This window comes from Mariprofundus sp. EBB-1, from assembly GCF_003665155.1.
Taxonomy (GTDB): Bacteria; Pseudomonadota; Zetaproteobacteria; order Mariprofundales; family Mariprofundaceae; genus Mariprofundus.
Map to the genome: position 1 here is coordinate 1 of NZ_RCFQ01000008.1, position 23717 is coordinate 23717.

Genomic DNA, 23717 nt, shown 5'->3' on the forward strand with positions numbered 1-23717 from the left:
CTGTATACGTGTCAACTCAAAGTATTCGTATTCGCCTGAAAGCCTTCGATCACCGCATTCTTGATAAGAGCGCGGCAGATATTGTGGCTACAGCAAAACGCACTGGTGCAGAAGTTCGTGGACCTATTCCGATTCCTACCCGGATTCGTAAGTTCTGCGTAATCAAATCACCACATAAATATAAGGATTCTCGTGAGCAATTTGAGATCCGTACGCATAAACGTCTGTTGGACATTGATAAACCAACGCCACAGACCGTTGACGCACTAATGAAACTTGATTTGCCATCCGGTGTGGATGTCGAGATCAAGCTATAATCGGGAGACAATCATGAGTGTTGGATTAATCGCCCGGAAAGCGGGCATGACTCAGATTTTTACAGAAGACGGTTCTGCTGTCGCTGTAACAGTTCTGAATGTTGAACCGTGTACGGTTATTGCACGTCGCAATGCTGACGTAGATGGTTATAACGCTGTTCAAGTTGGATATGGTAAAGCTAAACGTGTTACTTCACGTGCTTTGCAGGGTCACTTTGCCAAGCAGGGTCAGGAAGTAACTGGCGGACTTAAAGAGTTTCGCGTTGCTGCAGATGCTGATTATGAGTTGGGACAGTCGCTTACTGCTTCAATATTTGCAGTCGGCCAGAAACTTGATATTGCTGGTACCTCTAAAGGTCGTGGTTTCGCCGGTGTTATGAAACGTTATGACTTTGCCGGTGGCCGTGCTACACATGGTGCTGAAAAAGTTCATCGTCAGATGGGTTCTACAGGTCAGTGTCAGTGGCCGGGCCGTGTATTCCCAGGCAAGAAAATGCCGGGTCATTATGGCGACAAGCGCATTACAACTCAGAATATCGAAGTTGTGCGTGTTGATGAAGAGCAGAATCGCATTCTTGTTCGCGGAGCAGTTCCTGGTTCACGTAACGGACTAGTTGAATTGCATCCTGCCGTGAAGGGAGCGTAATATGTCAACTATCTCTGTTGTAGATCAAGCAAATAAAGAAGTAAGTACACGTGATTTGAACCCAGCTGTATTTGGTCTGGAATCTGATGACGGCTTTGTGCATCGTGTATATGCAGCACTGGCATCAGCTCAGCGTGCAGGTACATCTAAAGTAAAAGATTGTTCAGAAGTATCTGGTGGTGGTAAAAAGCCATTCAAGCAGAAAGGTACTGGCCGTGCGCGTCAGGGTACTACCCGTGCTGCACAGATGCGTCATGGTGGTACACATCATGGACCGCAGGCAAACACTTCTTTTGAGTCTCGTATCAATAAGAAAGAACGCCGCCGTGCAATGTGTCTGGTGCTGTCTGATTGTCTTCGTGCAGGCAAAGTTACTGTAGTAAACAAAATCGAATTGGCTGAAACTAAGACCAAGGGTTTTGTCGAAGTGATGACATCACTTGAAGCAAGCACTGCCCTGATTGTATTGGGTGAAGAGAATAATAATCTTGAACTGTCTAGTCGTAACGTGCCAAACACTAAAGTTGTGTTGGATGGCCAGGTTACAATCCACGATCTGTTGAAAAGCAAGCGTGTGATTTTAACTGAAGCTGCGGTAGATAAGCTCGAGGAGCGTCTATCATGAGTGCAAACATTAATAATTTTGACATTCTGCGTGAACCAGTTGTAACTGAGAAAAGCTATGCAGGTACAGGCGATGCTAATCAGTACACGTTCCGTATTGCTCGTGACGCATCCAAGACTCAGGTCAAAGCTGCTGTTGAAGCAATTTTTGAAGTAGAAGTGGATAAAGTTCAGGTAATCAATATGCCAAGCAAACCAAAACGTCGCGGTCAGCATGCTGGCACACGTTCAGGTTATCGTAAGGCTGTAGTTCGTTTGGCTGAAGGGCATTCGCTCGAAATAGCTGAAGAGGTATAAACGATGGCATTGAAGGCATTAAAACCAACAACTAACGGCAATCGTGGTCGTATCGGTGTTGTAACTGAAGAGTTGCACAAAGGTGAACCTGAAAAAAGTTTGACCAAAGGTCTGACCAGTTCGGGTGGACGCAACAATAATGGACGTGTTACATCCTCCCATCGTGGCGGCGGACACAAGCGTCTTTACCGCATGGTTGATTTCAAGCGTGACAATTTCGGTATTGAAGGTAAGGTGTCGCGCGTTGAGTATGATCCGAACCGCACAGCGCACATCGCATTGGTTGTTTTCAGCAATGGTGAAAAGCGTTATATCCTGGCTCCCCAGGGTTTACGTGCTGGTGATATTGTGAGTAGTGGCCCGGATGCGGAAATCCGTCCAGGTAACACGCTTCCTTTGTCCAGCATTCGTGTTGGTACACAGGTTCACAATGTTGAAATGAAGCCTGCTAAGGGCGGCCAAATGGCTCGCAGTGCTGGCGCTTCCATTCAATTGATGGGTAAAGAGAATGGTAAAGCGATTCTCAAAATGCCTTCCGGCGAATTTCGTCGTGTTGATCTACGTTGTCTTGCCACTATTGGTGTGATGGGTAACTCTGATCATTCTAACCGTAAGGTTGGTAAAGCAGGTCGTTCACGCTGGTTGGGTGTACGTCCAAACGTTCGTGGTGTTGCCATGAACCCAGTGGATCATCCACATGGTGGTGGTGAAGGCCGTACATCAGGTGGTCGTCATCCGGTAACACCTTGGGGTGTACCAACCAAGGGTCATAAGACCCGTGCTAAGAACAAGGCGTCGAATCGTGATATTATTCGCCGTCGCAATCAGAAGTGAGGTAGGACATGGCTCGTTCATTAAAAAAAGGTCCTTACATTGAGGCATCCCTGCAAAAGAAGGTTGATGCAGCTCTAGGTGCTGAAAAGAAAAGCGTGATCAAAACATGGTCTCGCCGCTCAACAATTTCCCCTGAATTCGTGGGAATGAACTTTGCGGTTCACAACGGTCACAAGTTTATTCCTGTGTTCGTTAGTGAGAATATGGTTGGTCACAAGTTAGGTGAATTTTCGCCTACCCGTACCTATTATGGTCACGGTGCAGATAAAAAGGCTAGGAAGAGGTAAGAAGCATGTCTGAAGAAGTTCGTGCGCTGCATAAAAACAGCCGCATCAGCCCGCAAAAGGCTCGCTTGATGGCTACTGCCATCCGTGGTCTTAATGTTGAACGTGCTTTGGCCGTATTGGCCTTGTCACCAAAGAAATCGGCACGCCTGTTTGAAAAGGTGTTGAAATCAGCGATCGCCAATGCCGAGCAGAACCATGGCTTGGATGTGGATTCATTGTTTGTATCCACAGCTACAGCTAATGCCGGTATGACATTGAAGCGTTACCGTCCGAAAGGTATGGGCCGTATGCGTCAACGTTTTCACCGTCACTCTCACCTGGCAGTTTCTGTCAGTGAACGCGGTTAAAGGGGATCTGAGATGGGACAAAAAGTAAATCCAATTGGCTTCCGTGTCGGCATTACCCGTGGTTGGGAATCTGTCTGGTACGCAAGTGACAAGAACTTTGGTGAGCAGCTGCGTGAAGATATCAAGTTGCGTCGTTATGTTAAGGCCCGCCTTAAGCATGCCGGTGTTTCTCGTATTATCATCGAGCGCCCTGCTGACAAGATTAAAGTAACAGTTCATACCTCACGCCCTGGTGTTGTGATCGGTAAGAAAGGTGCTGAAATTGATGCAGTACGCCGCGAATTGGTTCAACAGTTCGGTCGTGAAGTTCAAGTGTTTATTGTTGAAGTTCGTCGCCCTGAAGCAGAAGCGCAATTGATTGCAGAAAATGTTGCCTTTCAGCTGGAACGTCGTGTGGCTTTCCGTCGCGCTATGAAGCGTGCAGTCCAAAGCGCTATGCGTATGGGTGTGAAAGGTGTTCGTATCAACTGTGCCGGTCGTTTGGGTGGTGCTGAAATTGCTCGTACTGAATGGTACCGTGAAGGTCGCGTTCCATTGCATACATTGCGTGCAGATGTTGATTATGGTTTTGCTGAAGCCAATACCACCTACGGTATTATTGGTATTAAAGTTTGGGTATTCAATGGCATTAAGCTTGGCAATACTGAAACTGATAACGCATAAAGAGGATTAGTTACCATGTTGCAACCTAAAAAAATCCGCTGGCGTAAGCATCATAAAGAGCTTCAACGCATTCGTGGCAAAAGTCCACGTGGCGCTAGCTTGAACTTCGGCCAGTATGGTCTGAAGGCTATGGAACCAGCTCGTATTACTGCGCGTCAGATTGAAGCGGCACGTATTACTATTAACCGTCACATGAAACGTCAGGGTCGTGTTTGGATTCGTGTGTTTCCAGATCTGCCTGTTTCCAAGAAACCTGCCGAAGTTCGTATGGGTAAAGGTAAAGGAAATCCAGAGTATTGGGTTGCTGCAGTGAAAGCTGGCCGTATCCTTTTTGAAATGGATGGTGTTGACGAAGAAACAGCGCACGGCGCATTGGAACTTGCGGCTTCAAAATTGCCGATTCGTACTAAGATCGTCGAACGCGGAGTAGGACGATGAGCGATACAAAGAATGCAAAAGATCTACGTTCGATGAATGAGTCGGACTTGAAAGAGCGTATGGACGAGTTGGGTGCAGAGCATATGAAACTGCGTTTCCAGAGAGCTACCATGCAGTTAAACAATACGGCCCGTGTTGGCCAGGTACGTCGCGAGATTGCACGTATTAAAACCATTCTGGCTGAGCGCAGCTAAGGAGCTATACGAAATGTCCGAAGCATCAAGTAACAAGCGCACCCTGGAAGGTGTAGTAGTTAGTAATAAAGCTGAGCAGACTGTCATTGTGCAGGTTGAACGTAAGTTTTTACACCCACGTTACCGCAAGACGATCCGTTCACATAAAAAATATATGGCACATGACGCTGAAAACACCTGCAACATCGGTGACACTGTACGCATCATCGAGTCAGCTCCCATTTCACGCCGTAAGCGTTTTGTGTTGGAAACTGTCTTGACTCGTGCTGAACAGCTGTAAGGGGGTTTTGCTATGATTCAAACAGAAACCGTACTGCAGGTTGCAGATAACTCAGGCGCGAAACGCGTTAAATGCATCAAGGTGATTGGCGGCTCTAAGCGTCGTTATGCAAGCGTTGGTGATGTTATTGTAGTGGCTGTAAAAGAAGCCATGCCAAATGGTAAAGTAAAGAAAGGCGAAGTTCAGCGTGCTGTTGTTGTTCGCACTGCTAAAGAGTTTCGTCGTACTGACGGTTCATCGATTCGTTTTGATGAAAACGCAGCAGTATTACTTTCCAAACAGAATGAACCACTTGGTACACGTATTTTTGGCCCAGTGACCCGCGAACTTCGCAGCAAGGGATATATGAAAATTGTCTCCCTGGCTCCAGAAGTATTGTAAGCGGATAAGTGAGGCGATAGAGAGATGACTGATATGGTGAAAACCAGACTACGCAGAGATGATGAAGTGGTAGTGATTGCAGGGCGTGACAAAGGCGCTCGCGGTAAAGTGATTCGTGTAATGAAATCAGACGGTAGCGTTCTGGTATCTAAAGTGAACATGATTAAACGTCACACACGTCAAACCCAGAACAGCAGCGGTGGCATTATTGAAAAAGAAGCTGCATTGGATGTTTCTAATGTGCAGTACTTTTGTTCCAAATGTAAAGCCGGTGTACGTCTTGGCGTGAAAACGCTTGAAGATGGCCGTAAAGTCCGCACCTGCCGCGCTTGCGGTGAAGTGCTGGATAGCTAGGAGATTCAACGATGGCTCGTTTGAAAGAGATATATAAAGACACCATAGCACCAGCTATGAAAGAAGAGTTTGCTTATACCAATCCAATGCAGATTCCAGCAATTACTAAGATTGTTGTGAATATGGGTTGTGGTGAAGCTTCTCAGAACTCTAAGTTGATTGAAGGCGCATTGACTGACATGACCGCAATCACTGGTCAGAAACCAGTGGTTACACGTGCACGCAAGTCTATTGCAAACTTCAAACTACGTGATGGTATGCCTGTAGGTTGTCGTGTTACATTGCGCGGCGATCAGATGTGGGAATTCCTTGACCGTCTGGTGAATGTGGCATTGCCGCGTATCCGTGACTTTAAAGGTGTTTCACCTAAAGCATTCGATGGCCGTGGTAATTACACTATGGGCATTAAGGAACAGATTATCTTTCCTGAAATCGAATATGATAAAGTGGACAAAGTACGCGGTATGGATATCACTATTTGTACCAGTGCCAATACCAATGATGAAGGACGTGCGTTGTTGAAGAAATTCAGCATGCCGTTCCGCACTTAAGAGGGCTATAAGCATGGCTTCGAAAAGAATGATTGCAAAATGCAATCGCAAACCAAAATTCAAAGTTCGCGCTTATACGCGTTGCCAACTGTGTGGTCGCCCACATTCAGTGTATCGTAAGCTTGGCATGTGCCGTATCTGCCTGCGTAAGCACGCCCTTGCCGGAGAAATTCCTGGCATGGTCAAGTCGAGCTGGTGAGAGGAATTATATTATGATGATGGATCGTATAGCCGATATGTTGACGCGTATTCGCAACGCACAACAAGCTGGAATTGAACGCATTGAAATGCCAGCAAGTAATACACTTTTGTCTATGGCAGAAGTATTTAAAGAAGAAGGTTACATTGGCGCAGTAAAGGCCTATAACCATAAAGGTCATCGTTTTCTTCGCATGACGCTTCGTTATGATGATGAAGGCAAGGCAATTATTCAGGAGATCACTCGTGTGTCCAAGTCCGGACGTCGTGTATATGCACCTGCTGATGAAGTTCCTCGTGTTAAGAATGGTTATGGTATTGCATTGATCAGTACATCGAAGGGAATTATGACTGACAAGAACGCTCGTGCTGCACATGTTGGCGGCGAAGTTCTTTGTACGGTCTTTTGAGGTAAGATATGTCACGCGTTGGTAAAGAAACTATTACTATCCCCACAGGTGTTGAAGTATCTGTGCATAGTGACTCCGTCACTGTTAAGGGTGCTAAGGGTGAGCTAAGTTCACCACTGTTCAAAGATATTACTGTTGAGCAGGAAGGCGCTACATTATCTGTACTGTGTGCAGACCTTGAAACCAAAAAAACGAAGTCTTTTTATGGTTTGGCCCGTATGTTGATTGCTAATAATATTATTGGTGTCACTACTGGTTTTGAGAAGAAGCTTGAGTTGCGTGGTGTTGGTTATCGTGCTCAGTCTCAGGGCTCAAGCCTGAACCTGTCGCTTGGTTTTTCTCATCCGGTTGTCTATGCATTACCGGATGGTGTTGCTGCAGCGGTAGATAAAAGCATCATTACTGTAAGCGGTATTGATAAGCAGAAAGTTGGCCAAGTGGCTGCAGAAATTCGTGCTTTCCGTCCGCCAGAGCCTTATAAAGGCAAAGGTGTGCGCTATGTTGGTGAATACGTAGCATCGAAGGAAGGTAAGAAAGCGTAAGCTTTCTTTGCATTACAGATTTATTGTCCTGGTTCTGATGAATTCAGGATCAGCAGGAGATAGGTAAATGGCTCTAAAACGTTATGAAAACAATGGTGCTGTGCGTCGTGCTCGTAAAGTGCGTTCGCGTGTAAAAGCAAGTGGTCGCTTGCGTTTAAGCATTTTTCGCTCAGCGCGCCATGTGTATGCTCAAGTGATTGATGATGCCAATGGCACAACCTTGGCAGCAGCGTCCAGCCTGGATGCAAGTGTTAAGGCTGGTGGTAACAAAACAGGTGCTGAAGCTGTTGGTAAACTGATCGCTGAACGTGCACTTGAAGCTGGTGTAAGTGTTGTTGCGTTTGACCGTGGTCGTTTCGCATATCATGGCCGTGTACAGGCATTAGCTGAAGGCGCTCGCGCTGCCGGCTTGAAGTTCTAGGAGATTATAGATGATCAACGCAGAAGAATTGGATCTGACAGAAAAACTGATCACCATTAACCGTATTGCTAAGACTACCTCTGGTGGTCGTCGTATGAGCTTTTCAGCTTTGATGGTTGTTGGCGATGGTAACGGCCATGTTGGTTTTGGTCATGCCAAAGCAAAAGAAGTACCTGAAGCTATTCGTAAAGCATGTGATATTGCTAAAAAGTCTTTGATTCACGTACCGCGTAAAGGCGATACCATCCATTATCAGGTTACTGGTATTCAGGATGCGAGCCGCATCATGATCAAACCTGCATCTGAAGGTACCGGCGTTATTGCCAACTCTGCAGTACGTGCTGTGCTTGATGCTGCTGGAATCAAAGATATTTTGACTAAATCACAGGGTTCTCGCAATGCTGTGAACACCGTTCGTGCTACATTTAATGGTTTGAAATCGCTGCAAAGCCCGGAGCAGATTGCTGCTCGTCGTGGCAAGTCTGCGTAAGCACCCAACAGAATTAGGAGTTAGAGATGGCTAGCAAAGATACTATTCGTGTCCGTCAGATTAAAAGCGGCATCGGATATGCCAAAGATCAAAGAGCTACATTGGTGGGTTTAGGTTTACGCCGTATGCACCAGGTTGTAGAGCTTGAAGATACCCCTTCAGTACGCGGCATGGTTAATAAAATTAAACACCTCGTACGTATTGAGTCTGGAGAGTAACAATGGATTTGAATGATTTGAAATCAGACGAAGGTTCTCGTTTTACGCGCAAGCGCAAAGGCCAGGGCATTGCTACGGGCAACGGTAAAACCGGTGGTCGTGGTCATAAAGGTCAAAAGTCTCGTTCAGGCGGCAAGGTTGCGCGTGGGTTTGAAGGCGGCCAGATGCCATTGATTCGTCGTGTTCCTAAACGTGGTTTTACTCCGTTGAAAGATAACGATTTTCAGGTTGTTAACCTGGATAAATTAAACGGTTTTGCTGATGGTTCAAATGTTGATGCCGCAGCGTTGTATGAAGCTGGCTATGTACGTAATGCAGTGGACACCATCAAGCTATTGGCTGGTGGCGAGCTTACTGCCAAAAAACTAACTGTTTCAGTTACAGCTGCCTCTGCAAGTGCAGTTGCTAAAGTTGAAGCTGCCGGTGGTAGCGTTAAACAATCGGCTAAGGCGTAAATAATGGCCAATCCGTCATCAGGCGCTATGGGCGGCTTTGGCAATATTGGGAAAATTCCTGAGCTGAAAAGTCGTATTCTGTTCACACTTGGAATGCTGGTTGTATTCCGCATTGGAGCACATATTCCAGTGCCGGGTATTGATGCAGGTATTCTGGCGCAGTTCTTTAGTCAGGCTCAGGGTTCATTACTGGGCATGTTTGATATGTTCTCCGGTGGAGCGCTATCCAGGCTGACTATTTTTGCACTGGGTATCATGCCATATATTTCGGCTTCTATTATCATTCAGTTGATGACTGTTGTTTCGCCTAAGCTTGAGCAGTTAAAGAAAGAAGGTGAATCCGGTCGTCGTAAGATTACCGAGTACACCCGTTACGGCACGCTGTTTTTGGCAACCTTCCAGGCTATCGGTATTTCTATTGGGCTGGAACAGTTTACGGTTGCAGGACAATCGGTTGTGATCGATCCGGGCCTTGCGTTCAGAGCGATGACGGTTGTTACACTTGTATCAGGTACTATGTTCCTGATGTGGGTTGGCGAACAGATCACCGAACGTGGCATTGGTAACGGTATCTCATTGATCATTTTTGCGGGTATTGCCGCTGGTCTTCCTGCTGCTGTTGGTGGCACCCTGGAATTGGCACGTACTGGGGAATATTCACCATTTACTGTGTTATTACTGTTTGCGATGACATTGCTGGTAACTGCCTTGGTGGTTTGGTTTGAACGTGCACAACGTCGCATCCCAATCCAATATGCTAAACGTCAGGTTGGTAATCGTTTGTATGGTGGTAAGTCCTCCTTCCTGCCGCTGAAAGTGAATACTGCAGGCGTAATTCCTCCGATTTTCGCGTCTTCTTTGATTCTGTTGCCTGCTACATTTGCACAGTTTACCAAGAACTCCGAAGGCTTTTCATGGTTGGGTGATCTCTCTGCGATTCTTTCACCAGGCGCATGGTTGTATATGCTGATCTTTACTGCACTTGTGGTGTTCTTCTGCTTCTTCTATACAGCGATCGTATTCAATCCTAAGGATACTGCGGATAACCTGAAGAAAAATGGCGGGTTCATTCCGGGTATTCGTCCCGGGAAGAAGACTGCTGACTATGTGGATAATGTGCTCACGCGTATCACTGTTGTAGGTGCTGCATATGTGAGTCTGGTTTGTCTTCTACCTGAGTGGTTAATTTCAGAGTTGTCTGTGCCGTTCTATTTTGGTGGTACATCACTATTGATTGTTGTGGTTGTGACCATGGATACCATGGGACAGATTCAGTCGCATCTTATGAGCCATCAGTATGAAGGCTTGATGAAAAAAGCACGTCTCAAAACAGGTAAGTGATGAATATTATTCTGTTTGGACCTCCTGGCGTTGGTAAAGGCACACAGGGTGAGAAGGTTGCATCTGAAAAGAATCTGGATCATCTGGCGATGGGTGACATCTTGCGTGCAGCTGTGCGTGAAGAGACTCAGGCCGGCCTGAAAGCCAAAACGTACATGGATGCTGGAAAGTTAGTTCCAGATGATGTTGTGGTTGCCATGATTGAAGACAAAATCGTTGATAGTGATGCTTCAGGTTTTTTACTGGATGGTTTCCCACGCAACGTTGCACAGGCTGAGGCATTGGCTTCAATGCTGGCTAAACACAGTTTGAAAATTGATCGCACTATCTTCATGGATGCACCTGAAGAGAACTTGATTAAACGTCTTTGTGGGCGATTGATTTGTAGGGCTTGCGGTTTTGGATTTCATAGGCAGTATTCGCCGCCCCTAAAATCAGGGTGCTGCGATCGCTGTGGTGGTGAGTTGTATCAACGCGAAGATGATCGCGAAGATGTAATTGCCAATCGCTTGCGTGTGTATCAGGAACAGACCAGACCGTTGCTAGATTATTATCAGCACCAGGAAGGGTTCTTTAAGCTTGATGCCGGTGGCGAAATGGATGCAGTGTATGCTGCATTAAATAAGATTGTTTAAGATTGATTTGTTAAACATATAGGTGGTAGAGACACAGCATGGCAAAAGAAGATATTATTGAAATGTCAGGGGAAGTTGTTGAAAAGCTTCCAAATGCTATGTTTAAAGTTAAGTTGGAAAATGAGCATGAACTATTGTGCACAATTTCCGGAAAAATGCGTAAATATTATATTCGCATATTGCCTGGTGACAAAGTGACGGTGGAAATTTCACCTTACGATTTGTCGCGTGGTCGTATCAGTTACCGCGAGAAATAGTTACCACAAAAATAATCGGTTCCCGATTTAGTTGATTGTAGGAGGTGCCAGGCGTGAAAGTCCGTGCATCAGTTAAAAAAATGTGTAATAAATGTCGTGTAATTCGTCGTAAAGGCGTTGTTCGTATTATCTGCGAAAATGCACGTCATAAACAGCGTCAGGGTTAAGGAGGCTTCAAGTGGCTCGTATTGCCGGTGTAAATATTCCGACTCATAAACGCGTTGAAATTGCGTTGACTTATATCTTTGGTATTGGTTTGACCAGTTCAAAGCAGATTCTAACCAAGGCAGGCATCAGTGCAGAAATGCGCGTGAAAGATCTGACCGATGGTGATGTTGATAAAATTCGTAGCGTTATTGATACGGACTTCAATGTCGAAGGTGACCTTCGTCGTGAAGTAACTATGAATATCAAACGTTTGACCGATCTGGGTTGTTACCGTGGTTTGCGCCATCGTAAAGGTCTACCTGTTCGTGGTCAGCGCAGTAAAACAAATGCTCGCACTGCTAAAGGCCCTCGCCGTACAGTTGCTGGCAAGAAGAAGTAGGGGAATAAAGCATGGCTGCACCTAAAAAATCTGTTAAAGCTGCCAGTAACAAGAAGCGCGTTCGCAAGAACATTGCCAACGCTGTTGTTCATATCAAAGCTAGCTTTAACAATACAATTATTACATTTACTGATGATGCGGGTAACGCAATTTGCTGGGCAACCAGTGGCGCTTCCGGTTTCAAAGGATCACGTAAGAGCACTCCATTTGCAGCGCAGGTTGCGGCTGAAGAAGCTGCTCGCAAAGCAATCGATCATGGTGTGAAGAACTGTTCTGTATTGGTTCGTGGTCCTGGTAGCGGTCGTGAGTCTGCATTGCGTGCAATTGCCGCAGTTGGCCTTAACGTAACTACAATTCGTGATGTTACCCCGATCCCACATAATGGATGCCGGCCGCCTAAGCGCCGCCGCGTTTAGGAGTTTATTAGATGGCACGTTATTTGGAAGCCAAATGTCGCTTATGCCGACGTGAAGGCGAAAAACTTTATATCAAGGGCAGCAAATGTCACTCGGACAAATGTCCGATTGAACGTCGTCCTTACGCACCTGGTATGCACGGCCAAAACCGTCGCACCAAGGTATCAGACTACGGTCTGCAGTTGCGCGAAAAACAGAAAGTAAAACGTATCTACGGTTTGCAGGAAAAACAGTTCCTGAGCTACTTCAAAGAAGCTGACCGTTTGGATGGTATTACTGGTTTGAACTTGTTGCAGTTGATTGAATCTCGCTTGGACAATGTGATTTATCGCATGGGTCTGGCATCTTCACGTACTGAAGCACGTCAAATTGTTCGCCATAAGCTGGTTAAGGTAAATGGTAAAATTGCCAATATCCCTTCACTAAGCGTTAAACCAGGCAACCGTTTGGAGCTTGTTGACGCAGCTAAAGAACATCTGCGCATCAACGCTGCTGCTGAAGCATCAGGTAACCGTGGTACTGCTGAATGGATGGATGTAGATCTTCCAACTCGTCAGGGTACATATCGTGAGCTTCCAGCTCGTGATCAGCTGGATCAGAACATCCGTGAACAGCTGATTGTCGAACTATATTCTAAGTAATCATTGAGGATCCTTTCATGCAATTGATTAATCCGCGTAATATCAGCGTTGAAGAGAAAGTCCCAGGCCGATCTGCAAAGATCGTATTTGAACCACTAGAACGTGGTTATGGAACTACTATTGGTAACAGTCTGCGTCGTATGCTGCTGTCATCACTGCCGGGAGCAGCTGTAACATCTGTTACTTTTGATGGTGTTGCGCATGAATATGATACTATCAAGGGCGTACGTGAAGATGTCATGGACATCCTCCTTACACTGAAAGAACTTGATATTCGCATGGAAGGTGATGACGCTTCTACCATCACTTTAGATGTTAAAGGTACTTCCATTGTTACTGCCGGTGATATTCAGTGTCCGGCTGGTTTGATGATTCTGAACCCTGAGTTGGTTCTGGCGCATCTGAACAATGATGGCGCTCTTAAAGTTGAAGCTACTGTAGAAAAGGGTCGTGGTTATGATGCGGCAAGTGAACGTGAAATTGAAGAACGCGCAGTTGGTTCTCTATTGGTTGATGCGTCATTCTCTCCTATTCGCCGTGTAGCTACCCGTGTTGATTCTGCTCGTGTTGGTCAACGTACCAACTACGACAAACTCATCATGGAAATTGAAACAAATGGTTCATTGACTCCGCAAGAAGCAATCAACGCAGCGGCTGCTATTTTTGAACAGCAGTTAGCAGTATTTGTTGATTTCTCGGCAGTGCATGAAGCTGTTGTTGAAGAAGATACCGATGATGGTCTGGAAACATTGCTTGCGCAGCCTATCGAACACCTTGACCTGTCAGTACGTTCTATGAACTGCCTGAAGTCTGATGATGTGTTCCGTGTTGGTGATCTGGTACAGCGTAACGAGCAGGAAATGTTGCGTACACCGAACTTCGGACGTAAATCATTGAATGAGATCAAAGAAGTGTTGGAAAACATGGGACTTGAGCTCGGCATGGAACTGACCAACTGGCCACCGCAAGATGATGCGGAAGCGCTGGAAGCTTAAGTTTCAACATAAATTGATCTAAGATTTAAAAGAGGAAAAGACAGATGAGACATCGTAAACATCGTGGTTCCCTAGGCCTGGTATCTGGCCATCGTCGCGCACTATTGGCAAACCTTGCAACAGCATTGTTGACCCATGGTCGCATCGAAACAACTGAAACAAAAGCTAAAGTATTGCGTCCATACGTAGAAAAATTGATCACTTTGGGTAAACGTGGTGACTTGCATGCCCGCCGTCAGGCGCTTGCTAAGCTTCGTTATCGTCCAATCGTGGATCACTTGTTCGGTGATGTAGCAACAGCTTGTTCTGATCGTGTTGGTGGATTCACCCGCATCATCAAAACTGGTTACCGTGCCGGTGATGCTGCTCCAATGGCAATCATCGAGTTGGTTGATCAGGTTGGTTCTGTAGCTGAAGAAGAAGCTGCTTAACTAAATATCTAAACATTTAAAGGCTCCGCTTCGGCGGGGCCTTTTTTTTGCTTTAATTTCCCCTCTATAGGAATCACCTAATGAGTAGTATTCATTCTTGTTATATTAAAGTTTTTTCTGCTGTGTTTGACCTTTTCGGTATGTCATGCAGATCAATCGCGTCTGAACCCATTGATTTATTGCGAGCGTAACCGGATCTACTTAGATCGATTTTATGGGGGCACACAGAAGCATTGAAGATAAACCACATCGCGTTGTTTAGGCAATTGTGGATTAGGTGCATAGCGAATTTGCTACCTTGATAAGAGCTTTCAGGTGGTTTGCTCAGTCTCTTTTATGATGTCATGCAGTACAAACAAATGTTGTTTGTTGATGGGATGACAAGACTAGCTTAACGAAACCGTTTATAGATATATCAAGGGCAAGCTTATTTATGATTCTGGCTTGTCCGTATCGCTGGCTTCTTTGAGGTAGGGCATGAGATAAATGCTTTGCATGATGATAAATGCGAAGGTGAGCCCCATCAGACCAAACAGTTTGAAATTCACCCAGGTGTCGGTATCGAATGAGAAGGCGACGTAAATGTTGAGTGCGCCAAGTGCAACGAAGAACAGCGCCCATGCGATATTGAGCTTCGTCCATACCTGTGAAGGCAGGGTAATGGTTGATCCCATCATACGTTCAATAATCGTTTTCTCACCGATAAATTGGGAACCAACGAAAATCACTGCAAATAACCAGTTGATGGCTGTTGGCTTCCACTTGATAAAATTCTCATCTTGCAGATAGAGCGTTAAGCCACCAAAGATGGCGACCAATACCAGTGTAATGACATGCGATTTTTCAAAGCTGCCTTTCATCAATCGATGAGCAATGGTTTGAACAGCGCAGGCTGCGATCAGCACAGCTGTGGCAGCATAAATATCCACCATCTTATAGACGACAAAGAATAGTACTACGGGAAGGAAATCAAACATCATTTTCATAATCAGCATACGACCACAAGTGTTGCCAGTTGCCAAGTTATGATGGGGTTGCGTAATTGCTGCAGGAAATGTTCCGACGCGCCTCTTCGTTGCCTAATTGTTGAATTGTTATCCTCTGTACAACATTGATCTATTACCCTGTTACCTCATGATAGCCAGCTAAAAGATATATTTTCTTCGGGTGCCCAGGTTGGATACCGGCTTATGAGGCGTTAATAGCGCCACTATCGATATGCAGGGTGCGGGTAGGGAATGCAAACTCCAAATTCATCTCTTCAAGCAGATCCATGATTAGTAAATTCACTTCCTGACGCACTTGCAGGTAATCTGCCCACACTTTGCTGCTGGAGAAATAGTAGAGGAAAATAGATAGCGATGATGCATCAAACTCATCAAATTTTACCAGTTTGTAACTTTGATCCACTCCCGGGTGATTGCGCAGAATCTCTTCAATCCCGGCGATGGCAGCCCTCATTTGCGCTGGTGTGGTATCGTAGGTCAAGCCAAGGCGCATGCTGATACGGCGCTCACTACGGCCATCAATGTTATCAATGACCATATTGGCCAGTGCCGAGTTGGGTACATTGACCAACGTACGTTCAAAGGTGCGAATACGGGTGGAACGGAAGCCTACCTCTTGTACAACGCCTTCAAACTCGGCCGTTTTAATCCAGTCGCCAACCATGAAGGGGCGATCAACGAGAATCATGATAGAGCCGAAAATATTAGAGATAGTGTCTTTTGCGGCCATGGCGATGGCGATGCCACCAATGCCAAGTGAAGCAATCAGGCCTGAAATCGAGTAGCCCATGTTTTGTGCAATAACCAGTACAGCGGTCAATACAAGAAATACTTTGAGTGTTTTGGCGATGAAGGGTACGAGTTGGTCATCCAGAGATGATTCGGTTTCTTTGGCCCGTTCAGTAAAATATGCAGACAGTCCTTCGAGTAAGCGCCATAAAAACCATACACCAATAAAGATGCTGACGATGCGACCGGCACTATCGAATAGCTCGATGATAGGAAAAGTTTCGGCAGGTGGATTAAGCAGGTGTACCGAAATCAATGTGCCAATGACAAAGATTAACATGCTTCCGGGCCGTTCAGCGGCTTCAAGCAAGACATTATCGAGCTGAGTTTCTGTGCGGGAAGTGATCTTTTGTGCAATATTATGAAACAGTTTGACGATATAGCGCTGTGCAACAATGGTTATAAACAGCGCTGTGATGGCTAACAGCCAGTGCGCCAGAGTAATATCAAGCCAGGTCATTTCAAACCAGCTCGTTTCAATCAAGTTATTCGGCCAAAGTGTGTTCATCATTTCTCCTACAAACACGCAGGATGATAACGACTACTCCAGCCTGCGCTAGTGTGTACTACAGGCAAGGGGGACTGGCAGGGACTGGCAGTTGTTATTGACGATTGTGAGGAGCCTTTCTATGCTGGTGATGTGTTTCATGGAAGGGAAGGAGTAAGGCTATGGCCGAATCGGCAATGCAGGCAATGATTGAAGACAATGATGCGTTAGCTCGATTGATCGGGCGACGCGTACGTTATTTGGATGAAGAGTACGAAGTCACCGATTTGTTGCCCGAAGAAGGGCTGATGATCCTTTCATCAGATGATGGCTGTGATGTACAGGAAGATAGTTATGGGCGTGCGCACAGGCTGGTTCCAAAACGTCAAAACCTGAAATTTCGGGATGCTGAAGGTAATCCGTCCAGCATCTGGGATGAACTTAGTTTTCTTGATGGGCCGCTACTGCGCTAGTTTTTCATACAAAAGTATCACCACGAAGGCAGAGAGCTAATGCAGCATGGCTATTGCAACCGCAGTATCCTGTTTCTTTCGGTGTTGTATTGAATACCTATTACAGGTTTCTGATTCTTCTTCGATTACCCTTCTAGCTGTGTCTCTGTAGTTAGCTATGCCAGCGGACTGCCGGGGCGCTGCCAGGGAATTTTCTCATATGATTCAATGGCTACACGCATAACAAGGCCGAGAGCTGCAAGCATGGTTACCAGTGCTGAACCGCCATAGCTGATAAAGGGTAGCGGCAAACCAACAACAGGAAAGATGCCGGATACCATGCCGATATTCACGGTGATGTAGAGGGTGAATATTGAGGCAATACCAATGCACAACATCGAGGCAAAGCGACTGTGGGCGCGTTGGGCAATTAACAGAATGCGTGAAATTAAGGTGGCATAGAGACCAAGCAACAGGATGACAGCAATTAGCCCACCCTCCTCAGCCAGTACAGAGAAAATGAAGTCGGTATGTTGCTCGGGGAGAAAGTGTAAACGTGCTTGTGTGCCCTGTAGAAATCCTTTGCCAAACAGGCCACCGGAACCGATCGCAATACTTGATTGAATGACATGGTAACCAGCTCCTAATGGATCTGATTGGGGATCTAGCAGGGTAAGTACGCGTTGCTTCTGATAATCATGCATGAAATGCCAGAGCACGGGCAGTGAAGCTATGCCAAGTACGAGAGCTGCTGCGAATATGCGCCATGGCAGACCTGCGGCAATGAGCAGTGCGACGGTCGCGAATAACAGTACCAGCGTCGTGCCAAGGTCCGGTTGGGAGAGGATCAGTGCTGCTGGTACGGCAACCAGTAGTAAGGGGGTGCCAATATTGACAAATCCTCTGGCTTCGCGCGTAGCAAACCAGCTTGCCAACACAAACATCATCGCCCACTTCATAATTTCTGATGGTTGAAGATTGGTGAATCCGATATCCAGCCAGCGCCGTGCGCCCATGTGCACATCTCCAATGAGTGGAATCAGCATCAGCAGTAAGAGGCCGATGCTATACATTGGCCAGCTCACCAACCCTAAGAACCTCAACGGTACAAAGCAGAGGATAAGAAAGCCTGTCATCCCTGCGCCCCAGAATATCAATTGCTTTTGCCACAGGCCCATATCGCCCTGATATACGGCGGCATAAAGTACGCATAGCCCTAAAGCAGCCAGACTTAACAGGCTTGCAAGCAGAATCCAATCGAGAGAGCAGAGTGCACGTTTCATGAGTCTGATCCTGGTTTACGGATTAGAGGTTTGTTGTTTACCTGTGCATCAGATGCGCGGGCTTGTTTTGTAGCCATGGCCTGAATGACTGCTGCTGCAACAGGGGCTGCATCGCTACCGCCGTGGCCACCATGTTCAACAAATACAGCAATGGCAATTTGAGGATTCTCATAAGGAGCATAGCCCATGAACCAGGCGTGATCTTTATGATGCCGTAGGATATCTTTATCGATTGATTTATTTTTAGAAAGCTTAATGACCTGTGCTGTGCCCGTCTTTCCTGCCGATGTCCAAACTGCTTTGTTGAGGGCCCTGTGGGCGGTTCCTTTATTGCTCAATACTACATCACGCATGGCGGAGCGGATCATCTGAAGATGTTCAGGTTTCACCTTGACCTGATGCAAGACCTCTGCCGGTATGTGTGCCAATACCTGCGGTTTAAGAATAGAGCCTCCATTGGCAATGGCGGCAGCCAGGCGTGCGATCTGCAAAGGTGTGGTTGTTAAGGCGCCCTGCCCGATGCCGGTGATCATGGTTTCACCGCGAAACCATTTCTTGCGCCGGCTCTGGGTGTTTTTGATGGCGGCCATCATATAAGGGCTTTGAGCCGGAATAATGCCACGTGATTCGGGAGCCAGATCAATTTGTGTTTTTTCACCCAGGCCCCACGCTTGAGCTGTATCACTGATGATGCCCATGCCAAGCTGGTCTGCCAGTTGATAAAAATAGACGTCACAAGATTCTACCAGTGCCTTATGTAAGTTGACGCTGTCATGACCACGTCGTTTCCAGCAATGCAATTTGCGGTCTGAGAACTCAATATAACCGGGGCAAAATGATGATCCTTCTGCCAGATGGGAGCCGTGATCAAGACCAGCCAGGCCGGTCACCAATTTGAACGTCGAAGCTGGAGGGTAGGCTGCCTGTGTGGCACGGTTTAGTAGCGGTTTTTCAGGATTATTCAGCCAGGATTGCCATTGCGCTGATTCAAGCCCGGTAATGAACCGGTTGGTGTCGTAACCGGGCTTGCTTAGCAAGGCAATAACGCCGCCGGAGTGAACATCCATAACGACCACGGCACCGGTGCGCTCCCCAAGCGCATCGGAAGCAGCTTGTTGGATATCGGTATCCAGAGCCAGTTGAATGGTTTCTCCCATGATGGGTGGTTTACTGTTGATGACCGCAATGCGGCGTCCAAGGGCATCAACCTCTTCACGCTGGTGACCCAGGTGTCCATGTAACGAGGTCTCAAATGATTTTTCTATGCCGGTGCGTCCAATGAATTCAGATGGTAAGAATCCATCATCCACATCCCCTGCGTTGGCCAGTGAAAGATAGCCAATGATATGTGAGGTGAGTTCTGCAAAGGGATATTGGCGATAACTGCCAGCTTCTACGTTGATGCCGGGGTAGTGGTGTAGTCGGGCTGAGAGAGGTGATACATCCGACCATTTTAGCTTGTCATCCAGTAAAACGGATCGATCCGGACGGGTGTGCTTAATACGTTTGTGTAGCAGACGGACTTTATCATCTGTCCAGTGCAGGGCTTGAGCAAGTGTATGCAGCGTTGCATCAAGGTCTTTGACCCTTTCCGGAATCAATGTAACTCTGTAATCAATGTGATTAATAGCCAGACCTTTGCCCTGGGCATCAATGATTTCACCTCTGACTGGTAAGAGGGGAATGATGTTCAGGCGATTTTGATCTGCCTGCAATTGATATTTTTCATGTTCAAACCATTGCAGTTGCATGATTTGAAACAGCAGCAGGCCCAGGAAAACAGGCGTGGCTGCAAAAAAACAAACCATGCGCACATTAAAGCGCTGACGGGTTTCAAGCTGCTTGTTGAGCATATTGCCTCGTCAATAGATGCCAAACAGGTACGCACAGACATAGCGTTAGCAATGATGCCTGAATATCCCATCCCAGTGCTGGCAAAACTGCTATTGCAGCGAGCATCAGTACGATGCGTTGAGGGAGACCGGCTCCAAGATGGTGGTCCAGGTAAATCATCGCCAATGGAATGATTGCCAAAACAAGTGCCATGGTGCCAAATGACCAATACAGAATTAAATCATGGATCAGGGCGCAGGGTAGTACCCAGAGCCAGTTGTTTCGGTGTGCAAGCAGGCTGGCGAGCAGCAGTGCCAATGCCCAGTCCGGTTGACTCATAGTGGTGGAAAAAGCCAGATTGAAACTGATCCCTATAAGGGCAAGCAAGGGAATGACCGTGATAATGATCATGGTGAGGTAAATGTTTGAATGGAGTGCAGTTGTGATGCAACAGCTAGCCAGCTGTCATGTTGCCAGTGTGCAATGGGTTTGGCAGATACGTTGGCAAACAGTTGGCCTGGAATAGGTTGAACATTGGTAATGACGGCAACGGCAATGCCCGCAGGGAATAGGCCACCGGCACCACTGGTATAAAACACCTGGCCTTTTTGTGGGGCAATATCAAGAGGGATGAAATTAATCGACAAGCTGTCACCCTGGCCGCGAGCGAGCGCTGCAAGCTGGGTACCGGGGATTGTGACAGGTACCGCCAGCGAAGCATCAAAGAGGGTTCTTACGGTGGCGTGATTTGGTGAAATAGTATCAACTACGCCAACTAAACCTTCACTGGACACGATAACATCATCTTTTGAGACGTCGGGGACCTGTAAAATCAAACGCTGGCTCATTGGCTCCGGGCTGCGTCCACGTACTTTGGCCGCATGCCAGCGATAGCCAATAATATCTGAAATCTCCAGGATGCTTCTGAGCTGTCGATTCTCTTCACGCAGGCTATTCACTTCCTGAATGACAGCAGCTTGATCCTGTGCTTTCTTTTCAAGTGTCAGATATTGCTGTTGCAATTTTTGTCGCTCAATGAACCAGAGGTCAACCGATTGCCACCATTGTACCGGTGCATGCAGCACCTCTAAAGCTGGCCACATGCTTAACATCGCTGATGAGCCTGCAAAGAAGCGGGAGATGCCAAAAAGTGCGATCAGTAATACCGCGATGAGCCATAGTTTATGGCTTCGTTCTGTAAAGATCATGCGTGATGGCTGGGGAAATAGACCATGGATGATATATTGATTATGTCATCCATATGTTTACTCCTCGAAAAGAACGCCTCGCATGCGATCCAGCTCTTCCAATACGCGGCCACTACCCAACACTACGCAATCCAGTGGATTCTCAGCAATGGTGACAGGTAGCCCTGTTTCTTCACGCAGCAATTGATCAAGGCCAACCAGCATCGCTCCACCACCGGTTAGCATAATGCCTTTATCGACGATATCTGCAGCCAGTTCAGGCGGAGTTCTTTCCAGACAGACCTTTACGCCTTCAATAATAGCATTCACAGATTCAGTTAATGCCTCAAGAATTTCAGAGTCATCCAGCAGAAGTACTTTGGGCACGCCGTTAATCAGGTCGCGACCTTTGACTTCCATTTCACGACGTGTTTCCTGTGGGAATGCACTGCCTAAATTGATTTTAATTTTTTCTGCCGTAGGAGAGCCCACCAACAGACTGTATTTGCGGCGCAAATGATTGATGATGGCTTCATCCATTTTATCGCCACCGACACGTACCGAGCGGGAATAAACAATACCACCGTAAGAGATGACAGCGATTTCACTGGTGCCTCCACCAATATCCACGACCATGGATCCGGATGCTTCAGTGACCGGTAAATTGGCACCAACAGCCGCAGCCATCGGTTCCTCGATAAGATACACCTCACGTGCGCCAGCGGATAATGCAGATTCACGAATGGCTCTGCGTTCAACCGGGGTGGAGCCATAAGGCACACAAATCACAATACGTGGATGGATGCCCCATGTACGGTCATGCACCTTGCGGATAAATTGTTTGAGCATCTCTTCGGTCACTACAAAGTCAGCGATCACACCGTCTTTAAGCGGGCGGATGGCCTGAATGCTATCGGGTGTACGGCCCAGCATGCGTTTGGCATCTGTGCCTACTGCCAAGACACGGCGATGGTTTCTACCTCCGCCTGTATGGATGGCGACAACAGACGGTTCGTTAAGCACGATGCCTTCTCCGCGCACATAAATCAGCGTATTGGCAGTACCAAGGTCAATGGAAATATCACGGGAAAAAAACCCAAATAAACGTTGCAGCATAAACACTCCGCTACTCAAAAACTAAGTGGCGAGGATAGTGTTAGAAGAGAGATAGGTAAAGGCGCAGTCAAATGCTTGAAAACATTGGGGAATAGTTTTTTTGGAGGCGTTTTTTCAGCGTTCTTGGCTGAAATCGACCCAAACAGGAGCATGGTCACTGGGTCTTTCCAGCGCTCTGTATGTGCTCGCGACACCGGCTTGAGTAGGGATCATGGATGGCGTGGCGAGCAGGTGATCGATGCGAATGCCCCAATGCCTGCGGAATGCGTTCATACGGTAGTCCCACCAGCTATGCATGGGCTGATCAGGATGCAGTTGCCTGACAGTGTCTGTGAGCCCGAGCTTGAGCAGTGACTGAAACCATTCGCGTTCCGCATCAGAGCACATGATTTTTCCAGACCAACGATCAGGATCGTGAATATCCAGGTCTGTTGGTGCAATATTATAATCACCGAGCACTATTAGATGTTGATGTCTGGTCAGTTCTGTTTTGAGGAAGTTCCGGAAAGCAATCAGCCAGTGAAATTTATAGTCGTACTTTTCTGATCCTACCTCCTGACCATTGGGGATATAGATGTTGATGATGCGCACACCATCAATGGTGGCCGCAAGCAAACGGCGTTGGGGGTCAGAAAAGTCCGGGATATCCATAACTTCATCGGAGGCTGGTGATCGGCTTAACAGCGCAACGCCATTATATGTTTTCTGTCCGGAAAAAGTGACGTGATAACCGGCGGCCTCGATAGCCTCATAGGGGAAATTACTGTCCACTGTCTTGGTTTCCTGTAGGGCCAGCACATCAGGTTTCTCTTCTTCAAGAAACATTAGCACATGCGGTAAGCGAACAGTTAATGAATTTACATTCCACGTTACAATTTTCATGCGGGGATCATGACGCAGGCATGGTCATGGCTCAAGAATCAATGTGGTATGTGATTTCACATGGGCATTGACGTGTCGTGTTACCCGGTGATGGATGCTGCTGGTGCGCGTGCGATTTGAATGTGTGGAAGTTGATCTGGAATGCAGGCCAAAAAAAACCCCGCCTGTTACAGGCGAGGCTAGGAATAGGTTCCTGGTTGTGTTGTCTTACAGACCGATTACGTTACGAGCCTGTGGGCCTTTCTGACCATCTTCGATTTCAAATTCAACTTTCTGACCTTCAGCCAAAGACTTGAAGCCTTCGTTCTGAATTGCTGAGAAATGAACGAATACGTCATCTCCGCCGTCATCCTGTGCGATAAATCCAAAACCTTTAGTGTCGTTGAACCATTTAACTGTTCCTGTAGCCATTATACTGGTACCTCATTTTTGTTTTAGCAGCATGTTGAATGAAGATTGTTACTGAGAAAA

At 46.8% G+C, this 23717-nt stretch carries 40 protein-coding genes; 31 read left to right on the forward strand and 9 right to left on the reverse strand.

All coding sequences use genetic code 11. From position 1 onward, the window contains the following. Positions 1-8: 8 nt before the first annotated feature. The 30 genes from rpsJ to rplQ all read left to right on the forward strand — a co-directional run bounded on the left by rpsJ (position 9) and on the right by rplQ (position 14210). Positions 9-317, forward strand: coding sequence for a 30S ribosomal protein S10 (rpsJ, locus tag D8Y20_RS04735; RefSeq protein WP_121541985.1), 309 nt, complete (start codon positions 9-11; stop codon positions 315-317). 13 nt (positions 318-330) lie between these two features. Then, positions 331-963, forward strand: coding sequence for a 50S ribosomal protein L3 (gene rplC / locus D8Y20_RS04740; protein ID WP_121541898.1), 633 nt, complete (start codon positions 331-333; stop codon positions 961-963). Position 964: 1 nt separating this feature from the next. Then, positions 965-1588 (forward strand): 50S ribosomal protein L4, encoded by a 624-nt coding sequence (rplD, locus tag D8Y20_RS04745; RefSeq protein ID WP_121541899.1) that lies wholly within the window; start codon positions 965-967, stop codon positions 1586-1588. Continuing rightward, complete coding sequence (gene rplW / locus D8Y20_RS04750) at positions 1585-1884, forward strand: 50S ribosomal protein L23 (protein ID WP_121541900.1); 300 nt, start codon at positions 1585-1587, stop codon at positions 1882-1884. Before rplD ends, rplW begins: the two co-directional genes overlap by 4 nt. Before the next feature lie 3 nt (positions 1885-1887). After that, entirely contained in the window at positions 1888-2718 is an 831-nt protein-coding gene (gene rplB / locus D8Y20_RS04755) for a 50S ribosomal protein L2 (protein ID WP_121541901.1), read from the forward strand. Between the two features lie 8 nt (positions 2719-2726). Beyond that, the gene (gene rpsS, locus D8Y20_RS04760) at positions 2727-3005 is read left to right on the forward strand and encodes a 30S ribosomal protein S19 (RefSeq protein ID WP_121541902.1); all 279 of its coding nucleotides are present in this window, start codon (positions 2727-2729) and stop codon (positions 3003-3005) included. Between the two features lie 5 nt (positions 3006-3010). After that, complete coding sequence (gene rplV, locus D8Y20_RS04765; RefSeq protein WP_121541903.1) at positions 3011-3352, forward strand: 50S ribosomal protein L22; 342 nt, start codon at positions 3011-3013, stop codon at positions 3350-3352. Between the two features lie 12 nt (positions 3353-3364). After that, positions 3365-4015, forward strand: coding sequence for a 30S ribosomal protein S3 (rpsC, locus tag D8Y20_RS04770; protein ID WP_121541904.1), 651 nt, complete (start codon positions 3365-3367; stop codon positions 4013-4015). Positions 4016-4030: 15 nt separating this feature from the next. Further along, complete coding sequence (gene rplP, locus D8Y20_RS04775) at positions 4031-4453, forward strand: 50S ribosomal protein L16 (RefSeq protein ID WP_121541905.1); 423 nt, start codon at positions 4031-4033, stop codon at positions 4451-4453. Further along, positions 4450-4647 (forward strand): 50S ribosomal protein L29, encoded by a 198-nt coding sequence (rpmC, locus tag D8Y20_RS04780; protein ID WP_121541906.1) that lies wholly within the window; start codon positions 4450-4452, stop codon positions 4645-4647. Before rplP ends, rpmC begins: the two co-directional genes overlap by 4 nt. A gap of 13 nt (positions 4648-4660) precedes the next feature. Further along, positions 4661-4927: a 30S ribosomal protein S17 gene (gene rpsQ, locus D8Y20_RS04785; RefSeq protein ID WP_121541907.1), complete on the forward strand. Its 267-nt coding sequence runs from the start codon at positions 4661-4663 to the stop codon at positions 4925-4927. Between the two features lie 12 nt (positions 4928-4939). Beyond that, positions 4940-5308 (forward strand): 50S ribosomal protein L14, encoded by a 369-nt coding sequence (gene rplN / locus D8Y20_RS04790; RefSeq protein ID WP_121541908.1) that lies wholly within the window; start codon positions 4940-4942, stop codon positions 5306-5308. A gap of 24 nt (positions 5309-5332) precedes the next feature. Beyond that, complete coding sequence (rplX, locus tag D8Y20_RS04795) at positions 5333-5662, forward strand: 50S ribosomal protein L24 (protein ID WP_121541909.1); 330 nt, start codon at positions 5333-5335, stop codon at positions 5660-5662. An 11-nt stretch (positions 5663-5673) separates the two neighbouring features. Beyond that, positions 5674-6213 carry a 50S ribosomal protein L5 gene (rplE, locus tag D8Y20_RS04800; protein ID WP_121541910.1) on the forward strand — a complete coding sequence of 180 codons (540 nt, stop codon included), beginning with the start codon at positions 5674-5676 and terminating at the stop codon, positions 6211-6213. Positions 6214-6226: 13 nt separating this feature from the next. Continuing rightward, positions 6227-6412 carry a type Z 30S ribosomal protein S14 gene (locus tag D8Y20_RS04805; RefSeq protein ID WP_018288158.1) on the forward strand — a complete coding sequence of 62 codons (186 nt, stop codon included), beginning with the start codon at positions 6227-6229 and terminating at the stop codon, positions 6410-6412. 10 nt (positions 6413-6422) lie between these two features. Further along, positions 6423-6821 carry a 30S ribosomal protein S8 gene (rpsH, locus tag D8Y20_RS04810; RefSeq protein ID WP_201265539.1) on the forward strand — a complete coding sequence of 133 codons (399 nt, stop codon included), beginning with the start codon at positions 6423-6425 and terminating at the stop codon, positions 6819-6821. 8 nt (positions 6822-6829) lie between these two features. After that, the gene (gene rplF / locus D8Y20_RS04815) at positions 6830-7363 is read left to right on the forward strand and encodes a 50S ribosomal protein L6 (protein ID WP_121541912.1); all 534 of its coding nucleotides are present in this window, start codon (positions 6830-6832) and stop codon (positions 7361-7363) included. Positions 7364-7430: 67 nt separating this feature from the next. After that, positions 7431-7784, forward strand: coding sequence for a 50S ribosomal protein L18 (rplR, locus tag D8Y20_RS04820; protein ID WP_121541913.1), 354 nt, complete (start codon positions 7431-7433; stop codon positions 7782-7784). A gap of 10 nt (positions 7785-7794) precedes the next feature. Beyond that, complete coding sequence (gene rpsE / locus D8Y20_RS04825; protein ID WP_121541914.1) at positions 7795-8274, forward strand: 30S ribosomal protein S5; 480 nt, start codon at positions 7795-7797, stop codon at positions 8272-8274. 26 nt (positions 8275-8300) lie between these two features. After that, entirely contained in the window at positions 8301-8492 is a 192-nt protein-coding gene (gene rpmD / locus D8Y20_RS04830; protein WP_018284026.1) for a 50S ribosomal protein L30, read from the forward strand. Between the two features lie 2 nt (positions 8493-8494). Continuing rightward, complete coding sequence (gene rplO, locus D8Y20_RS04835) at positions 8495-8947, forward strand: 50S ribosomal protein L15 (RefSeq protein ID WP_121541915.1); 453 nt, start codon at positions 8495-8497, stop codon at positions 8945-8947. Between the two features lie 3 nt (positions 8948-8950). After that, positions 8951-10288, forward strand: a complete 1338-nt coding sequence (gene secY, locus D8Y20_RS04840; protein ID WP_121541916.1) for a preprotein translocase subunit SecY — start codon at positions 8951-8953, stop codon at positions 10286-10288. After that, complete coding sequence (locus tag D8Y20_RS04845) at positions 10288-10923, forward strand: adenylate kinase (RefSeq protein ID WP_121541917.1); 636 nt, start codon at positions 10288-10290, stop codon at positions 10921-10923. The genes secY and D8Y20_RS04845 overlap by 1 nt, the downstream gene beginning before the upstream one ends. A gap of 38 nt (positions 10924-10961) precedes the next feature. Next, positions 10962-11180: a translation initiation factor IF-1 gene (gene infA, locus D8Y20_RS04850; RefSeq protein ID WP_121541918.1), complete on the forward strand. Its 219-nt coding sequence runs from the start codon at positions 10962-10964 to the stop codon at positions 11178-11180. A gap of 53 nt (positions 11181-11233) precedes the next feature. Beyond that, positions 11234-11347 (forward strand): 50S ribosomal protein L36, encoded by a 114-nt coding sequence (rpmJ, locus tag D8Y20_RS04855; protein WP_100266064.1) that lies wholly within the window; start codon positions 11234-11236, stop codon positions 11345-11347. An 11-nt stretch (positions 11348-11358) separates the two neighbouring features. Next, positions 11359-11727 (forward strand): 30S ribosomal protein S13, encoded by a 369-nt coding sequence (gene rpsM / locus D8Y20_RS04860; protein WP_121541919.1) that lies wholly within the window; start codon positions 11359-11361, stop codon positions 11725-11727. 11 nt (positions 11728-11738) lie between these two features. Continuing rightward, positions 11739-12143 (forward strand): 30S ribosomal protein S11, encoded by a 405-nt coding sequence (rpsK, locus tag D8Y20_RS04865; protein WP_121541920.1) that lies wholly within the window; start codon positions 11739-11741, stop codon positions 12141-12143. Between the two features lie 11 nt (positions 12144-12154). Continuing rightward, complete coding sequence (rpsD, locus tag D8Y20_RS04870) at positions 12155-12784, forward strand: 30S ribosomal protein S4 (protein ID WP_121541921.1); 630 nt, start codon at positions 12155-12157, stop codon at positions 12782-12784. 17 nt (positions 12785-12801) lie between these two features. Then, the gene (locus D8Y20_RS04875; RefSeq protein ID WP_121541922.1) at positions 12802-13779 is read left to right on the forward strand and encodes a DNA-directed RNA polymerase subunit alpha; all 978 of its coding nucleotides are present in this window, start codon (positions 12802-12804) and stop codon (positions 13777-13779) included. Between the two features lie 44 nt (positions 13780-13823). Continuing rightward, positions 13824-14210, forward strand: coding sequence for a 50S ribosomal protein L17 (gene rplQ, locus D8Y20_RS04880; protein ID WP_121541923.1), 387 nt, complete (start codon positions 13824-13826; stop codon positions 14208-14210). 431 nt (positions 14211-14641) lie between these two features. On the opposite strand, the gene D8Y20_RS04885 is transcribed toward rplQ, so the two are convergent. Both D8Y20_RS04885 and D8Y20_RS04890 read right to left on the reverse strand, forming a co-directional pair. Continuing rightward, positions 14642-15196: a septation protein A gene (locus D8Y20_RS04885; protein ID WP_121541986.1), complete on the reverse strand. Its 555-nt coding sequence runs from the start codon at positions 15194-15196 to the stop codon at positions 14642-14644. 202 nt (positions 15197-15398) lie between these two features. Further along, on the reverse strand, positions 15399-16514 hold the full coding sequence (locus D8Y20_RS04890; RefSeq protein ID WP_201265531.1) for a mechanosensitive ion channel family protein: 1116 nt from the start codon (positions 16512-16514) through the stop codon (positions 15399-15401). A 161-nt stretch (positions 16515-16675) separates the two neighbouring features. On the opposite strand from D8Y20_RS04890, the gene D8Y20_RS04895 reads away from it, so the two are divergent. Beyond that, positions 16676-16966, forward strand: coding sequence for a hypothetical protein (locus tag D8Y20_RS04895; RefSeq protein ID WP_121541924.1), 291 nt, complete (start codon positions 16676-16678; stop codon positions 16964-16966). A 155-nt stretch (positions 16967-17121) separates the two neighbouring features. Here D8Y20_RS04895 and rodA read toward each other — a convergent pair whose 3' ends face one another. The 7 genes from rodA to D8Y20_RS04930 form a co-directional block, all read right to left on the reverse strand. Further along, positions 17122-18228: a rod shape-determining protein RodA gene (gene rodA, locus D8Y20_RS04900; RefSeq protein WP_121541925.1), complete on the reverse strand. Its 1107-nt coding sequence runs from the start codon at positions 18226-18228 to the stop codon at positions 17122-17124. Then, positions 18225-20081 carry a penicillin-binding protein 2 gene (gene mrdA, locus D8Y20_RS04905; RefSeq protein ID WP_121541926.1) on the reverse strand — a complete coding sequence of 619 codons (1857 nt, stop codon included), beginning with the start codon at positions 20079-20081 and terminating at the stop codon, positions 18225-18227. The genes rodA and mrdA overlap by 4 nt, the downstream gene beginning before the upstream one ends. Next, a complete protein-coding gene (locus D8Y20_RS04910; RefSeq protein WP_236075257.1) occupies positions 20062-20448 on the reverse strand; it encodes a hypothetical protein in 387 nt (128 codons plus the stop codon). Before D8Y20_RS04910 ends, mrdA begins: the two co-directional genes overlap by 20 nt. Before the next feature lie 20 nt (positions 20449-20468). After that, positions 20469-21269, reverse strand: coding sequence for a rod shape-determining protein MreC (gene mreC / locus D8Y20_RS04915; RefSeq protein WP_121541928.1), 801 nt, complete (start codon positions 21267-21269; stop codon positions 20469-20471). A gap of 57 nt (positions 21270-21326) precedes the next feature. Next, positions 21327-22364 (reverse strand): rod shape-determining protein, encoded by a 1038-nt coding sequence (locus tag D8Y20_RS04920; protein WP_121541929.1) that lies wholly within the window; start codon positions 22362-22364, stop codon positions 21327-21329. A gap of 114 nt (positions 22365-22478) precedes the next feature. Next, positions 22479-23246 (reverse strand): exodeoxyribonuclease III, encoded by a 768-nt coding sequence (gene xth / locus D8Y20_RS04925; protein ID WP_121541930.1) that lies wholly within the window; start codon positions 23244-23246, stop codon positions 22479-22481. 207 nt (positions 23247-23453) lie between these two features. Continuing rightward, entirely contained in the window at positions 23454-23657 is a 204-nt protein-coding gene (locus D8Y20_RS04930; RefSeq protein ID WP_121541931.1) for a cold-shock protein, read from the reverse strand. Between the last annotated feature and the right edge of the window lie 60 nt (positions 23658-23717).

Bases quoted from the DNA above. Each gene is read 5' to 3' on its own strand.
- rplC (WP_121541898.1), top strand. From the start codon at position 331: ATGAGTGTTGGATTAATCGCCCGGAAAGCGGGCATGACTCAGATTTTT.
- rplD (WP_121541899.1), top strand. From the start codon at position 965: ATGTCAACTATCTCTGTTGTAGATCAAGCAAATAAAGAAGTAAGTACA.
- rplW (WP_121541900.1), top strand. From the start codon at position 1,585: ATGAGTGCAAACATTAATAATTTTGACATTCTGCGTGAACCAGTTGTA.
- rplB (WP_121541901.1), top strand. From the start codon at position 1,888: ATGGCATTGAAGGCATTAAAACCAACAACTAACGGCAATCGTGGTCGT.
- rpsS (WP_121541902.1), top strand. From the start codon at position 2,727: ATGGCTCGTTCATTAAAAAAAGGTCCTTACATTGAGGCATCCCTGCAA.
- rplV (WP_121541903.1), top strand. From the start codon at position 3,011: ATGTCTGAAGAAGTTCGTGCGCTGCATAAAAACAGCCGCATCAGCCCG.
- rpsC (WP_121541904.1), top strand. From the start codon at position 3,365: ATGGGACAAAAAGTAAATCCAATTGGCTTCCGTGTCGGCATTACCCGT.
- rplP (WP_121541905.1), top strand. From the start codon at position 4,031: ATGTTGCAACCTAAAAAAATCCGCTGGCGTAAGCATCATAAAGAGCTT.
- rpmC (WP_121541906.1), top strand. From the start codon at position 4,450: ATGAGCGATACAAAGAATGCAAAAGATCTACGTTCGATGAATGAGTCG.
- rpsQ (WP_121541907.1), top strand. From the start codon at position 4,661: ATGTCCGAAGCATCAAGTAACAAGCGCACCCTGGAAGGTGTAGTAGTT.
- rplN (WP_121541908.1), top strand. From the start codon at position 4,940: ATGATTCAAACAGAAACCGTACTGCAGGTTGCAGATAACTCAGGCGCG.
- rplX (WP_121541909.1), top strand. From the start codon at position 5,333: ATGACTGATATGGTGAAAACCAGACTACGCAGAGATGATGAAGTGGTA.
- rplE (WP_121541910.1), top strand. From the start codon at position 5,674: ATGGCTCGTTTGAAAGAGATATATAAAGACACCATAGCACCAGCTATG.
- D8Y20_RS04805 (WP_018288158.1), top strand. From the start codon at position 6,227: ATGGCTTCGAAAAGAATGATTGCAAAATGCAATCGCAAACCAAAATTC.
- rplF (WP_121541912.1), top strand. From the start codon at position 6,830: ATGTCACGCGTTGGTAAAGAAACTATTACTATCCCCACAGGTGTTGAA.
- rplR (WP_121541913.1), top strand. From the start codon at position 7,431: ATGGCTCTAAAACGTTATGAAAACAATGGTGCTGTGCGTCGTGCTCGT.
- rpsE (WP_121541914.1), top strand. From the start codon at position 7,795: ATGATCAACGCAGAAGAATTGGATCTGACAGAAAAACTGATCACCATT.
- rpmD (WP_018284026.1), top strand. From the start codon at position 8,301: ATGGCTAGCAAAGATACTATTCGTGTCCGTCAGATTAAAAGCGGCATC.
- rplO (WP_121541915.1), top strand. From the start codon at position 8,495: ATGGATTTGAATGATTTGAAATCAGACGAAGGTTCTCGTTTTACGCGC.
- secY (WP_121541916.1), top strand. From the start codon at position 8,951: ATGGCCAATCCGTCATCAGGCGCTATGGGCGGCTTTGGCAATATTGGG.
- D8Y20_RS04845 (WP_121541917.1), top strand. From the start codon at position 10,288: ATGAATATTATTCTGTTTGGACCTCCTGGCGTTGGTAAAGGCACACAG.
- infA (WP_121541918.1), top strand. From the start codon at position 10,962: ATGGCAAAAGAAGATATTATTGAAATGTCAGGGGAAGTTGTTGAAAAG.
- rpsK (WP_121541920.1), top strand. From the start codon at position 11,739: ATGGCTGCACCTAAAAAATCTGTTAAAGCTGCCAGTAACAAGAAGCGC.
- rpsD (WP_121541921.1), top strand. From the start codon at position 12,155: ATGGCACGTTATTTGGAAGCCAAATGTCGCTTATGCCGACGTGAAGGC.
- D8Y20_RS04875 (WP_121541922.1), top strand. From the start codon at position 12,802: ATGCAATTGATTAATCCGCGTAATATCAGCGTTGAAGAGAAAGTCCCA.
- rplQ (WP_121541923.1), top strand. From the start codon at position 13,824: ATGAGACATCGTAAACATCGTGGTTCCCTAGGCCTGGTATCTGGCCAT.
- D8Y20_RS04885 (WP_121541986.1), bottom strand. From the start codon at position 15,196: ATGAAAATGATGTTTGATTTCCTTCCCGTAGTACTATTCTTTGTCGTC.
- D8Y20_RS04890 (WP_201265531.1), bottom strand. From the start codon at position 16,514: ATGAACACACTTTGGCCGAATAACTTGATTGAAACGAGCTGGTTTGAA.
- D8Y20_RS04895 (WP_121541924.1), top strand. From the start codon at position 16,676: ATGGCCGAATCGGCAATGCAGGCAATGATTGAAGACAATGATGCGTTA.
- rodA (WP_121541925.1), bottom strand. From the start codon at position 18,228: ATGAAACGTGCACTCTGCTCTCTCGATTGGATTCTGCTTGCAAGCCTG.
- mrdA (WP_121541926.1), bottom strand. From the start codon at position 20,081: ATGCTCAACAAGCAGCTTGAAACCCGTCAGCGCTTTAATGTGCGCATG.
- mreC (WP_121541928.1), bottom strand. From the start codon at position 21,269: ATGATCTTTACAGAACGAAGCCATAAACTATGGCTCATCGCGGTATTA.
- D8Y20_RS04920 (WP_121541929.1), bottom strand. From the start codon at position 22,364: ATGCTGCAACGTTTATTTGGGTTTTTTTCCCGTGATATTTCCATTGAC.
- xth (WP_121541930.1), bottom strand. From the start codon at position 23,246: ATGAAAATTGTAACGTGGAATGTAAATTCATTAACTGTTCGCTTACCG.
- D8Y20_RS04930 (WP_121541931.1), bottom strand. From the start codon at position 23,657: ATGGCTACAGGAACAGTTAAATGGTTCAACGACACTAAAGGTTTTGGA.